Source organism: Diplocloster agilis, from assembly GCF_019042275.1.
In the GTDB taxonomy this organism is placed as follows: Bacteria; Bacillota; Clostridia; order Lachnospirales; family Lachnospiraceae; genus Diplocloster; species Diplocloster agilis.
Window position 1 is genome coordinate 1 of the sequence record NZ_JAHQCW010000049.1, and the last position, 11,804, is coordinate 11,804.

The window sequence follows — 11,804 nt, forward strand, 5'->3', positions numbered from 1 at the left end:
CTTCGCGGGCTGCTGCGTCAGTCTGAGCCTCCGGCCGACGCAGCAGCCCGCGAAGCCCTTCCCTGCCGCAGAACGCTCCGGCCCTTCGCCCCCTCCGTTCCCTTTATTCCAGTTCAAACGCCCCCGTATACAGCTGATAATACTTTCCGCGTTCCTCTATCAGTTTCTCGTGGGTACCGCGCTCTATAATCCGGCCGGCTTCCAGGACCATGATGACGTCGGAGTTCCGGACCGTGGAGAGGCGGTGGGCGATCACAAATACGGTGCGGCCTTTCATCAGGCTGTCCATGCCTCTCTGGACGATGGCCTCTGTTCTGGTGTCGATGGAGGATGTAGCCTCATCCAGGATCATGACCGGAGGGTCTGCTACGGCCGCCCGGGCGATGGAGATCAGCTGGCGCTGGCCCTGGGAGAGGTTGCCCCCGTTTCCCGTGATTACTGTATCATAGCCGTTGGGGAGTCTGCGGATAAATTCGTCGGCATTGGATAAGCGCGCAGCCTCGAATACTTCTTCGTCGGTGGCGTCCCGCTTGCCGTAGCGGATATTTTCCAGAATCGTGCCGGTGAACAGGTTCGTGTCCTGCAGAACGATTCCAAGGGAGCGGCGCAGGTCCTCTTTCCGGATCTTGTTGATGTTGATGCCGTCGTAGCGGATCTTTCCGTCGGCCAGATCGTAAAAGCGGTTGATCAGGTTGGTAATCGTCGTCTTGCCGGCGCCGGTGGCGCCTACAAAGGCCACCTTCTGGCCCGGTTCCGCGTACAGGGTGATGTCGTGGAGGACGATCTTGTCGGGATTGTAGCCGAAGTCCACGTCGAAGAAACGCACCTCGCCTTTTAGCTCCGTGTAGGTGGTGCTTCCGTCCCCGTGAGGATGTTTCCAGGCCCACAGGCCGGTCCGTTCTTTTGTCTGCGTCAGTTGGCCGTTCTCGTCGTGTTTTGCATTTACAAGCGTCACATAGCCCTCATCCACCTCAGGTTCTTCATCCATCATTTTGAAAATACGCTCCGCGCCTGCCAGAGCCATGATTACCATATTTAACTGATTGGACACCTGGCTGATGGGATTCATGAAGCTTTTGCTCAGCTGTAGGAAGGATGCGATGGCTCCCAGGGTCAGGCCTCCCACTCCGGCCACCGCCATGGTTCCGCCCACGATGGCTAACAGGACATATTGCAGGTTGCCCAGATTCCCCATGATGGGCATCAGGATATTGGCGAAGGTATTGGCCTCGGAAGCGTCGTGGCACAGCTTTTCATTTTTCTTGTCGAACTGCTCGATGGCCTTTTCCTCATGGCAGAAGACCTTAATCACTTTCTGGCCGTTGATCATCTCTTCAATGTATCCGTTCAGATTGCCAAGGGCCTGCTGCTGTCTTACAAAAAAGTAGCCGCTTTTGCCTGCGATCTTTCGGGTTACGTTTAACATAAGAGCGACGAACAGCAGCACGAACAGCGTCATCTGCCAGCTGGTGGCCACCATGGCGCAGAATACCGCCAGGATGGTGATGACCGATGAGAAGATCTGAGGAATACTTTGGGAGATCATCTGCCTTAAGGTATCCGTGTCGTTGGTATAATGGCTCATGATGTCCCCATGGGTATGGGTATCGAAGTAGCGGATCGGAAGGGTCTGCATGTGGGCAAACATCTCATCCCTGATATTTTTCAGGATTCCCTGGGCGATGGCCACCATCAGCCGGTTATAGAGAAGCGTCGCGGTCACGCCGCACAGATAGATGCAGCCCATGACTATGAGAGATCTTAACAGGGCGCTGAACACCGGCGATGCTTCCACCAGAAGGGGCGTGATGTAATCGTCGATCAGGGTCTTTAAGTACAGGGAGCTGGCCACACTGGTCAGGGCGCTTAATATAATACAAAGCAGTACCAGGCAGAACCGCAATTTATACTGCCCCAGATAGGAGAGCAGCCTTTTTACCACCTGCGGATTGATGTCCTGCATCCCTTTTCTATTTTTTCTGTCACTCATCCTGACCGCCTCCTTTCACCTGGGATTCATATACTTCCCGGTAGATGTCGTTGCCTGCTAAAAGTTCTTCATGGGTACCCACCGCCTGAATCCGGCCCCGGTCCATCACTATGATTTTGTCGGCATCCTGTATGGAGGAAACACGCTGGGCGATAATGAATTTGGTGGTATCCGGAATCTCCTCCCGGAATGCCCTGCGGATCTGGGCGTCGGTCTTCGTGTCCACAGCGCTGGTGGAGTCATCCAGAATCAGTATCTTCGGTTTCTTTAAGAGCGCGCGGGCGATACACAGCCGCTGTTTCTGGCCGCCGGATACGTTGCTCCCTCCCTGCTCTATGTAGGTGTCGTAGCCGTCCGGGAAGGAGCGCACGAACTCATCCGCCTGCGCAAGCCGACAGGCATGGATCAGCTCTTCGTCTGTGGCCTGCTCATTGCCCCATCGTAGATTGTCTCTGATGGTGCCGGAGAAGAGCACATTTTTCTGGAGAACCATGGCCACCTGGTTTCTGAGGCTCTCAATGTCATAATCTCGCACATCGATCCCGCCCACTCTGACCTGTCCTGCGGTGGCATCATAGAGGCGCGGGATCAGCTGGACCAGCGATGTTTTGGACGCTCCGGTCCCGCCTATGATCCCGACGGTCTCGCCGCTTGAGATATGCAGATCCACACCGCTAAGACACAGCTTCCTGGTGTCTTTTGTATAACTGAAATCTACCTGTTCAAAATCAACAGAGCCATTGGGGACTTCTGTTACAGGCTTTTCTTTATTTTTCAGGTCGCTGATCTCCGTCTTGATCTCCACGATACGCTCGGCGGAAGCCCGGGCCATCGTAATCATAACGAACACCATGGACAGCATCATCAGACTCATCAGAATCTGCATCGTGTAGGTGATCAGGCTCATTAACTGCCCTGTAGACATGCCGTTTACCGGATCTCCGCCGGTCAGCACGATCGTTCTGGCGCCGAACCAGGAGATCAGAAGCATACAGGCATAGACGCAGAACTGCATCAGCGGCATGTTAAAGGCCAGCAGTTTTTCCGCTTTGGTGAAATCCCGATAGATGGATCCGGATATCTTTCCGAACTTTTCCACTTCATAGTCCTCGGAGACATAGGATTTCACTACCCGTATGCCGTGCAGATTCTCCTGTACCACATTGTTCAGCGAATCGTAAGTGCGAAAGACCCTTTCAAAGACAGGATGGGCTTTCGTCATGATAAAATACAGACCGATCCCCAGCACCGGCACCACACCCAGAAATATCATAGCAAGCCGGCTGTTGATCCCAAAAGCCATGATCATCGAGAAGATAATCATGAACGGCCCCCGAACCGCCATCCGGATGATCATCTGGTAGGCGTTCTGGACATTGGTGACATCCGTAGTCAGCCTCGTGACGATGCTGGCGGTGGAAAATTTGTCAATATTGTAAAATGAAAAATTCTGGACATTATCATACATATCCTTCCGCAGATTCTTGGCAAATCCCGCGGAGGCTCTGGCGGCCGCCTTTCCCGACAAGGCCCCGAACAGTAGCGATATCATAGCCGCCACGGCCAGCACAGCCCCCATGCCCCATATGTATTTCAGGTTCCCGGTGTCGATTCCATTATCTATGAGCCAGGCCATCATCATGGGTATAATCACTTCCATAATAACTTCCAGCGAGACATATACGGGAGCCAGTATGGAATCTCTCTTATATTCCCGTATGCTCTTCATTAATTCCCGAATCATCATGATTCCTCCTTTTTATAGTTTATATGCGAATAACTTTCAGATGGACCGTTTGCAGTTGTACCAGGATTATTTGCACCCGCATGGTTTCCGCCTGCATGGTTTCCGCCCACATGGTTTTTAGCCATAATATTTGCGGCCATTATGTTTTTGGGCCATATTGTTTGTGACCATATTATTTGTGACCGTATTGTTTGTAGCCGTATTGTTTGAGTGCGAACTAATATTGTGAAAAATCTGCCGTCTGAAGTGTTTAAATAGGTTTCCAAACGTCTTCCTACGGCATTTACATCAGATTCTTTTTCACTTTTTCCAATAGTTCAAACATCATGTCTACTTCCTTTGGCGTCATCCCCCTGACCATCAGTTCCTCCATTTGCCGGATATTATGGTATACTGTCAGGCAGATCGCTTCCCCTTTGTCGGTGATCACCAGCTTTTTCAGCCTCGCGTCCTCCGGCACGGATATGCGTCGGATGAATCCATTCTTCTCCATCAGTTTCAGTATCCCGGTAACCGTGGACCTGGTTATGGAGAATTCCTGCTCCACATCTTTCTGGAACACATCCCGATGCCTGTTTTCCTGCAGGAAACGTAAGATCCAGCTCTGTATCGGGGTAATGCCTTCTATTCCGCTGTTCCTTTTCTGCTCTTCGATCTTTCGGCCGATCAGATTCGATATGGCATGAATCTCATGTCCTACATCTTTATTTTTCATTTGCATCCCTCTTCTTTGTTCGGTACCAAACAATTATATGTGCTTATTTTCCTGATGTCAAGTTTTTTCTCTGAACTATGTTTTCCAAATATATTTTTTCACTGAACCATTCCTCAGAAAGATCCCTTCGCAATGATCCTTCTGAATTTTGCATGAGGATTGACGCATAGTTATCATACCGCCGCTATGGAAGAGGGTTGTTGGGGATTCATCATAAAGCATACAAAGAACCCGACAGCGGCCGGGTTCTTCGGCAGGACTCCGCCTGCTCTCTGATCCACGCTTAGTAGTTATCGTTATCTACAAACTTGGCGTAATATTTAGGATTCGCAAATGCGAAAGTATCTCCTTCCTGCTTCAGTACCCATTTCTTAAGCGGCGTCTCCTGAAGAGGTACACAGACAATGCCAAGAACCGCCATTGCTACGAGTCCTCCGATCACATCCGCAACCGTTACATTGGAAAGCCGGCTGCAAAGATAGATGCCCGCAGGCAAAAAAAGCACATAAGCCGTAAAAAATCCGGGACAGTAAATAAATCTTTTACCTGCCTTTCGGTAACGTTTCAGAGAATAACAGCCTACAACCGTATGAGCCAGAACCTCGCCAAAGCTAAGAATAATGATGCAGATGGCTATCATATCGGACATTCCGGCGTGCTGTGCAGGAACAGCGTAGATCAGCGGAATGACCGCAAGACCGATGTTGGTAAGCATGTCGGTAAATCGGCTCATAGGATAGCGGTCCAGATACTTATTTCCAAATTTCTTTGGCCCGAAGATGATATTATAAATATAATGCAGACCGCCGGGACATTTCCATTCCTCCAATACATGAAGCGGCATGATAACCGCCAGAAAAGCGCCGCCCTTTGCACCCGGAGTCCAGTTATTCCAGTTGAGCGCAAGCAAAATCGCTGCGATCACACCGAGAATACCCAGACAAACCAGCCAGATATTGTCACACCATTGATCCAGTTTCTTTACCATTATTTTATCCCCACTTTCTGTAAAATGGAAGGCTTGCTGTCGTGATAAATTTCCAAAATCTTGTCTTTCTTATAACCATACATTTCTTCTTCAGCAAAAGGATACTTGTTCTTTTTATTTTTCATAAGAAACACCGGCGCAATAAAGCAGAGGATCATGGCAACAAATGCTCCGGGAATCCCAATCCAGAGCTGGCCCGCTTTTTCCGGCAGATAATTCACCACATACCAGAAATAATATACCGCTACAGGGACCTGTAAAAATACAGTAGCGCCAAGGCCGGGATTATAAAAGTCTTTCAGTGAATAATTGATCAGCAGCCCATGGGCCAAAAGCTGTACCAAAACGCACAACACCTGGGAAGCGCCCAGCCAGACAGCATTTGGGAAACAGACTGCCAGGATATAGAAGGTATAACACAGAAATACATTGCAGATAAAGCACTGCTGCGCATGAAAGGGATATTTATACGGATCTTCCTTCTCCCGGAACGCCGCCATGTTGGTAATGGATGGCATCCCGCCGGGGAAAGCGTACTCCTCCACCTGATGAACAAGCATTGCCATCCAGCTGAATATCAGGATGGTCTGAATACGGGGCAGTTTATGATACCCCCACAGGCCCATGAAAAAAGAGAGGAACACAAACAGTACACCGCCGATCAGATACCAGTATCTTCGCCAGAATTTCATGATGACGATGACCTCCTTACTTCTTATGGACGAACTTGTCATAATACTTCGGATCCGCAAACGCGAACATGCCTTTTTCCTGTCTGGCCACCCATTTCTTCAGCGGCGTCTCGGTCAGCGGTATGCATATAAGCATCATTATGATAAAGAGAATGACGCACCATAACCAGTCGCTTCCCGTGATATTTTCCAGACGTGTGACCAGATATATTCCGCCGGGCAGGAACATCATATAGGAAGTAGCAAAGCCAGGATTGTAGATCGTCTTCTTTCCATCTTTACGGAACCAGTAAAAGGTGAGTATCCCGGCACACGTATGCGCGATGACCTCAATGAAACAGAACAGCATCATGCATAATGCCGTTGCGTTGGAAAGGCCGGTCACACAGGAGAGAAGCAGATAAACCAAAGGAATCCACTGTAAACCAACGTTTGTAATCATGTCGGTCAAACGGCTCATAGGATACCGGCTCAAATCCTGCTTCTCTTTGTCTTTTGGACCAAGAAGCGTGTTATAAAAGTAATGTAACCCACCGGGGAACTTCCACTCCTCCAACACATGAAATGGCATGATCACAGCGGCAAACACAGCGCCCTGAGCCCCAAGCGGCATTTTATTCCAAAAGACAGCCGCACAGATTGCCGTGATAACGCCGGTTATACAGAGAAAAATGATCCAGTTTATGTCGCACCATTTATCTAATTTCTTAACCATATTACCTTTCCTCCTTTGCAGCCTTCGCCGCTTTTCTTTCTTCCCAAAGCCTCATAACGTGCTCCTTGTTATAACCGTAGAGCTCCCGGTCATCAAAGGGATATTTGGAATCTCTGTCCTTCATAAAAAGTATCGGAACAATAAAGGTCAGAAACAGCATGACAAGGGAACCGGGTATACCCCACCACAGCTGTCCCGCCTGCTCCGGCATATAATGCACCACATACCAGATGTAATAAATGGCTACGGGCGTCTGCAGGAGTGCCGTGGACGCAAGTCCGGGATTATATTTGCTTTTCAGGCGTATATTCATGGCTATACCGTGGCCCGGCAGCTGCCAAACTCCGGCAAGCACCGAAGATGCACCCATCCAGATCAGATGCGGAAACAGGATGGGAATGATATAGCTCAAATAGCAGAATATCACGTTACTTAAGAAACTCTGCCGTGCATTGAGAGGATAACGCTCCGGGTGTTCCAATTCACCAAGCCCAGCCATGTTGGATATGATCGGGAAACCACCGGGATAAGCGTACTCCTCAAACTGATGCATGAGCATTCCCATCCAGCTGAATACCAGAATAACCTGAATCTGACTCATGCGGCTGCTGCCCCATAACCCCATGACGAATGCAAGTAGGACAAAAAGTATACCTCCTATGTAGTACCAGTTCTTTCTCCAGAAAGTCATGTCACATACCTCCTACGAATCGTTAAAGTTGACAAATTACTATGGCTCAATTATAATAAACTCATTGATTTTAAGTCAACAAACTGTTGATTTTAAAATGTGTTAAGAGCAACAATATGGAACTTTTTATGTGTAAAAACAACATTTGATCCTATTTTGTTGAGGTGAGTATCACATATGGAAAACCAAAGAATCCGTCTAAGTAAGGCCTTGCTGAAAACGGGGCTGCTGAAACTTTTGAAAGAAAAACCGCTTAACCAGATCTCTATCTATGAACTCTGTGAGACATCCCAGATTAACCGCACTACATTTTACAAATATTATGGCAGCCAGAGCGATCTGTTAGCCGAAATCGAATCGGATTTCTTAACACAGCTGGATGAGGATTTGAAGCGGATTATTGCTCAAAACCCTGATGCGCTGTTCTCGGTGCTGGCCCATCTGTACGAACAGAGGGAGATATTCTGCATCCTTGTTCAGAGAATTCCTTCTCAGGATTTCGCCGCCCATCTGTTTGATATTCCCAGCATCGGCATGATATTTCAGAACATGGTGCATGCCAGCAGCTATTCGGAAGAAGAGGCCAAATACATCCGTAAGTTCGTCTTTCAGGGAACCTTTGCCATCCTGTTCGACTGGCTGAACAGCGATACGCCTGAACCGGTCGAGCATATCGCGGCGGTATTCGGGCTTTTAAGAAATAAATTATATTAATTATTATTTAGAAATTCTGATTAGAATAAGACAAGCAAATAAAGCTGCTGGTACATAGAACGTAACTATGTATCAGCAGCTTTTGTATTAATCATTCCCGCACCAGCCACCGCATCCTTCACTGAAGGAAGCGTGATATCAAGGCTTGTATTCCAGGATATCTCCGGGCTGACAGTCCAGGACTTCACAGACGGCCTCTAGCGTAGAGAAGCGGATGGCCTTGACTTTACCGGTTTTCAGGTTGGACAGATTGACATTGGATATGCCGACTTTCTCGGAAAGCTCATTCAGAGACATTTTCCGGTCGGCCATGACACGATCCAAACGTAGAATAATAGGCATAAACTTCCTCCTGTGTAGTTGATGATTACATGCTCTTCGTTCCCATGTTCCTGAGCCTGCATATAAATATGACAGCCAGTACAACCAGTTCCATGATAAGAATTACGGATATCCGCATACGAAACCCGAAGGCATACAAAAGCGTATATGCTTCGCAGGTCAGGACCAGAAGATGCGCCACCTGAAAGACGCCGGGCAGAAGCTTCGAACTCTGCACGGTGAATTTGGACAGGAACAGGGTAAATGCCGGTCTTCCCACCAATGCCAGAAATAACGACACCCCAGGGTACAGGAATATCGCAAATCGGGGAGCCATCTGTACGGCTTCCCTTCCCTGCCACTGGATGGCGATCTGATCGGGCAGAATCATCACGCCAAGAACAGCCAGTAAAAGTTCGGGAATCAGTCCTATCCATACGGCTTGCGTCAATTGATTCGTTTTATTCATTGGACATTACTCCCTTCATTATTATTTAATTTTAAAGCATCATTTTTATAACGTCTCGTCCGCTTCCTTCTGCAGATAACAGCCGTAGCGGAAGATCTCTGCCACACATAAAAACACCAGTCCCATGAACAGGAAAATGATGTTCAGCTGGAAAGCGGCCGCCACACCGGACAGTCTGGCAAGTATCCAGCCGACAGCCTCCGGCAGGACATCCGATAGAAGAACCAGCCAGGCGAGCTGCCGGATACTTCTGACGTTGGCAGGCTCGAACGGGGTATAGCTCTTTACGATCCTCTTTAATAATCTGCGCAGTATCACAAGCGCGGCAAAGCAAAACGCCATCCGCCCCGCAAGGTTGACCAAAAGAACATCGAATGCCTTTACATTTAATCCGTTTTCCGTCAGGACCGTGATGCCGAATTTGCTTCCCGCCTGCTCCGTTGTGACCGGCGCATGTTCCGGCAATGGAATATATCCGTCATTTCCTCTGTGATAGTTAATCATAATCATACCAAGGAGCAGCAGGGTAAAGGTTATGATCATAATAACCTTGAGCACCTGCGAGATGATCAGTATTTTTCGGGCTGATTTGTCGATGGTTTCTTTCATTTTGTATTCTCCTCCCGGAATTGGTCTTGTGATAAATGAGGAACTTTTCTTATCGTTACAATACTCCATATTTTTATTTTTGTCAATTATAATTTAATGATTATCATTAAATATTTAACATAATCCGTTAGTCAAACATTCGAAAGAACAGACGCTCGGATAGCCACGGATAGCCCGCACTCATATGTATGCTGAGATGTCACTTTGTAAATTGAAAAGCCATCTTCGTAATTGACAAAAAATCCTGAATTCCTAGCCAGAAGTCCTGGTAAATCCAGTTCAACTGGTTCCGGTTCTCATGTCTTTAACACTCTGGCCCTTCCATAAAAATGCAGCTTTCCCATCCCAATCCCTTATGTTATGATTGAGGAAAAGAAAAAGTCCTCTCTTTTTTCGTTCGGAAAAAGAGAGGACAGCATAACCATTGTTCTATATACTAAATACCAAGGAGCTGACACAAATGGACTGGATAGAACGTTTAAACAATTCGATACACTATATGGAAGAGCATTTGGACAAAGACATCGATTACGAGCAAATCGCGAAGATCGCCTGCTGTTCCGCCTATCACTATCAGAGAATGTTTACATACATGGCGGAAACCACCTTGTCGGAATATATCCGGCGCCGGCGCATGACCTTAGCCGCCGTAGATCTGCAGGATGAAAATCAGAAAATCATCGACGTTGCCCTCCGGTACGGGTACTCTTCTCCCACCGCATTTAACCGGGCCTTTCAGAGTGTCCATGGGATCGCGCCCTCTCTGGTAAAAAAGGGCGGCGTACCGTTAAAATCCTATCCACCGATCAGCTTCCATATCACAATAAAAGGAGCTGCTGAAATGAATTACCGGATTGAAAAGAAAGAATCCTTCCGCATTATCGGTGTGGGGGAACCCCTTCACAAAGAATTAGAAAAGAATTTTGAGATCGTGCCGATGATGTGGCAGAGGGCGGCCACGGACGGAACAATCCCGAAGCTGGCTTCCCTGATGGACGGCGAACCTATGGGCCTTCTGGGTGTCAGCGCCTGCAACACCGAACATTGGAAATACTATATCGCGGTGGCCAGCACCAAACCCGCGGATGACACACTGGAAGAATATGTCATACCGGCCTCTTCTTGGGCTGTATTTCCCGGGGAAGGGACGAATCAGTCCATTCAGGAATTGGAAAAGAGGATCGTGACCGAATGGCTGCCCACCTCCGGTTATGAGTACGGCAACGCGCCGGATATCGAAGTTTATCTGAATCCCGATCCCCAGAACGCTAAATATGAGGTGTGGATTCCGGTTTGCTCTCAGAGATCTTAGTGCTTACCGCCGGCCGAACCACTCCGGCGGTGAGCCATTAACCTGGGATTATCGCAGCGGCAGCCATTCCAATGCTTTTGCCAATGCAGTATCCCAAAATCCCCATTCATGTCCGCCCTGAAAATGATCAAAGGAACAAGGGAGGCCATAATGAAGCGCTGTTTTTGTAAATAATTCACTTGCTCCGAATAAGAAATCCTCCTCACCGCAGTATAGTTTTAACTGAGGACAACTTTTAGGCTTCATATGTTTTAAAAGTTCCATCAAATCATTTTCCGCTCTCTTCACTGGTTCTCCATAAATTGCTTTAAAATTCGGCGTTACGCTGCAATGAGGAATTATATTTGGTGTTTCCTTGCATTTCTCTATTATGTCCAAAACATCCAGCATCCCGGAGAAGCTTACGGCATACCCATATTTTTGTGGACAACGCAGTGCAAGTTTTAACGCCCCGTATCCTCCCATGGACAAGCCTGCAGCATACGTATGCGCCCGCTTACCAGATACCGGAAAATTTCCGGTTATAAATTGCGGAAGTTCCGCCGACAGATAGGTCCAATATAAATCACCTGCTGCCGTATCGGTGTAAAAACCATTATTACCATCAGGCATCACCACTACAATCTGCTTTTCCATCAGATAATATTCCAGCCGGGAAAGCCGCAGCCAGTCACTGCCGTCTCCGGTGTAGCCGTGCAATAGGTACAGTACCGCATAACCTCCTGCCGGCGGCTTTTCTCCCGGCCTCAAATCCGGAATCAAGATGTGGACATTTGTTTTAATACCAAGACTCCATGAATGAATCGTTGCATTCAGATATGTCATATCATACTCTCGTTCT

Annotated in this window: 13 protein-coding genes; 2 read left to right on the forward strand and 11 right to left on the reverse strand. The window is 48.1% G+C overall.

Going from position 1 to position 11,804, the window contains the following annotated elements; genetic code table 11:
- Positions 1-103: 103 nt before the first annotated feature.
- The 7 genes from KTH89_RS21260 to KTH89_RS21290 form a co-directional block, all read right to left on the reverse strand.
- Positions 104-1,990: an ABC transporter ATP-binding protein gene (locus KTH89_RS21260; RefSeq protein WP_238723007.1), complete on the reverse strand. Its 1,887-nt coding sequence runs from the start codon at positions 1,988-1,990 to the stop codon at positions 104-106.
- Positions 1,983-3,734: an ABC transporter ATP-binding protein gene (locus tag KTH89_RS21265; protein ID WP_158345952.1), complete on the reverse strand. Its 1,752-nt coding sequence runs from the start codon at positions 3,732-3,734 to the stop codon at positions 1,983-1,985. The genes KTH89_RS21260 and KTH89_RS21265 overlap by 8 nt, the downstream gene beginning before the upstream one ends.
- A 286-nt stretch (positions 3,735-4,020) precedes the next feature.
- Positions 4,021-4,452: a MarR family winged helix-turn-helix transcriptional regulator gene (locus KTH89_RS21270; RefSeq protein WP_238723008.1), complete on the reverse strand. Its 432-nt coding sequence runs from the start codon at positions 4,450-4,452 to the stop codon at positions 4,021-4,023.
- Between the two features lie 283 nt (positions 4,453-4,735).
- Positions 4,736-5,440 carry an HXXEE domain-containing protein gene (locus KTH89_RS21275; RefSeq protein WP_238723009.1) on the reverse strand — a complete coding sequence of 235 codons (705 nt, stop codon included), beginning with the start codon at positions 5,438-5,440 and terminating at the stop codon, positions 4,736-4,738.
- Positions 5,440-6,132, reverse strand: a complete 693-nt coding sequence (locus KTH89_RS21280; protein WP_238723010.1) for an HXXEE domain-containing protein — start codon at positions 6,130-6,132, stop codon at positions 5,440-5,442. Before KTH89_RS21280 ends, KTH89_RS21275 begins: the two co-directional genes overlap by 1 nt.
- Before the next feature lie 16 nt (positions 6,133-6,148).
- The gene (locus KTH89_RS21285; RefSeq protein ID WP_238723011.1) at positions 6,149-6,847 is read right to left on the reverse strand and encodes an HXXEE domain-containing protein; all 699 of its coding nucleotides are present in this window, start codon (positions 6,845-6,847) and stop codon (positions 6,149-6,151) included.
- Between the two features lies 1 nt (position 6,848).
- Positions 6,849-7,538, reverse strand: a complete 690-nt coding sequence (locus tag KTH89_RS21290) for an HXXEE domain-containing protein (RefSeq protein ID WP_158345962.1) — start codon at positions 7,536-7,538, stop codon at positions 6,849-6,851.
- Positions 7,539-7,715: 177 nt separating this feature from the next.
- On the opposite strand from KTH89_RS21290, the gene KTH89_RS21295 reads away from it, so the two are divergent.
- Positions 7,716-8,252 (forward strand): TetR/AcrR family transcriptional regulator, encoded by a 537-nt coding sequence (locus tag KTH89_RS21295; RefSeq protein WP_238723012.1) that lies wholly within the window; start codon positions 7,716-7,718, stop codon positions 8,250-8,252.
- A 138-nt stretch (positions 8,253-8,390) separates the two neighbouring features.
- Here the strand turns inward: KTH89_RS21295 and KTH89_RS21300 are convergent, their stop codons facing one another.
- Genes KTH89_RS21300 through KTH89_RS21310 form a run of 3 tightly spaced genes read right to left on the reverse strand, consistent with a single transcriptional unit; the run spans position 8,391 to position 9,651 of the window.
- Positions 8,391-8,594: a helix-turn-helix domain-containing protein gene (locus KTH89_RS21300; RefSeq protein ID WP_158345964.1), complete on the reverse strand. Its 204-nt coding sequence runs from the start codon at positions 8,592-8,594 to the stop codon at positions 8,391-8,393.
- Between the two features lie 25 nt (positions 8,595-8,619).
- Complete coding sequence (locus KTH89_RS21305) at positions 8,620-9,042, reverse strand: hypothetical protein (RefSeq protein WP_238723013.1); 423 nt, start codon at positions 9,040-9,042, stop codon at positions 8,620-8,622.
- Between the two features lie 45 nt (positions 9,043-9,087).
- Positions 9,088-9,651: a DUF2975 domain-containing protein gene (locus KTH89_RS21310; RefSeq protein ID WP_238723014.1), complete on the reverse strand. Its 564-nt coding sequence runs from the start codon at positions 9,649-9,651 to the stop codon at positions 9,088-9,090.
- Between the two features lie 460 nt (positions 9,652-10,111).
- Here KTH89_RS21310 and KTH89_RS21315 point away from each other — a divergent pair, with 460 nt between their 5' ends.
- On the forward strand, positions 10,112-10,963 hold the full coding sequence (locus tag KTH89_RS21315; RefSeq protein WP_238723015.1) for an AraC family transcriptional regulator: 852 nt from the start codon (positions 10,112-10,114) through the stop codon (positions 10,961-10,963).
- Positions 10,964-11,011: 48 nt separating this feature from the next.
- Here the strand turns inward: KTH89_RS21315 and KTH89_RS21320 are convergent, their stop codons facing one another.
- Positions 11,012-11,788, reverse strand: coding sequence for an alpha/beta hydrolase (locus tag KTH89_RS21320; protein WP_238723016.1), 777 nt, complete (start codon positions 11,786-11,788; stop codon positions 11,012-11,014).
- Positions 11,789-11,804 lie beyond the last annotated feature (16 nt).

Excerpts from the sequence above, each read along its gene's own strand:
- KTH89_RS21300 (WP_158345964.1), bottom strand. The coding sequence starts at position 8,594 with ATGCCTATTATTCTACGTTTGGATCGTGTCATGGCCGACCGGAAAATG.
- KTH89_RS21295 (WP_238723012.1), top strand. The coding sequence starts at position 7,716 with ATGGAAAACCAAAGAATCCGTCTAAGTAAGGCCTTGCTGAAAACGGGG.
- KTH89_RS21285 (WP_238723011.1), bottom strand. The coding sequence starts at position 6,847 with ATGGTTAAGAAATTAGATAAATGGTGCGACATAAACTGGATCATTTTT.
- KTH89_RS21310 (WP_238723014.1), bottom strand. The coding sequence starts at position 9,651 with ATGAAAGAAACCATCGACAAATCAGCCCGAAAAATACTGATCATCTCG.
- KTH89_RS21260 (WP_238723007.1), bottom strand. The coding sequence starts at position 1,990 with ATGAGTGACAGAAAAAATAGAAAAGGGATGCAGGACATCAATCCGCAG.
- KTH89_RS21275 (WP_238723009.1), bottom strand. The coding sequence starts at position 5,440 with ATGGTAAAGAAACTGGATCAATGGTGTGACAATATCTGGCTGGTTTGT.
- KTH89_RS21270 (WP_238723008.1), bottom strand. The coding sequence starts at position 4,452 with ATGAAAAATAAAGATGTAGGACATGAGATTCATGCCATATCGAATCTG.
- KTH89_RS21290 (WP_158345962.1), bottom strand. The coding sequence starts at position 7,538 with ATGACTTTCTGGAGAAAGAACTGGTACTACATAGGAGGTATACTTTTT.
- KTH89_RS21320 (WP_238723016.1), bottom strand. The coding sequence starts at position 11,788 with ATGACATATCTGAATGCAACGATTCATTCATGGAGTCTTGGTATTAAA.
- KTH89_RS21280 (WP_238723010.1), bottom strand. The coding sequence starts at position 6,132 with ATGAAATTCTGGCGAAGATACTGGTATCTGATCGGCGGTGTACTGTTT.
- KTH89_RS21305 (WP_238723013.1), bottom strand. The coding sequence starts at position 9,042 with ATGAATAAAACGAATCAATTGACGCAAGCCGTATGGATAGGACTGATT.
- KTH89_RS21315 (WP_238723015.1), top strand. The coding sequence starts at position 10,112 with ATGGACTGGATAGAACGTTTAAACAATTCGATACACTATATGGAAGAG.
- KTH89_RS21265 (WP_158345952.1), bottom strand. The coding sequence starts at position 3,734 with ATGATTCGGGAATTAATGAAGAGCATACGGGAATATAAGAGAGATTCC.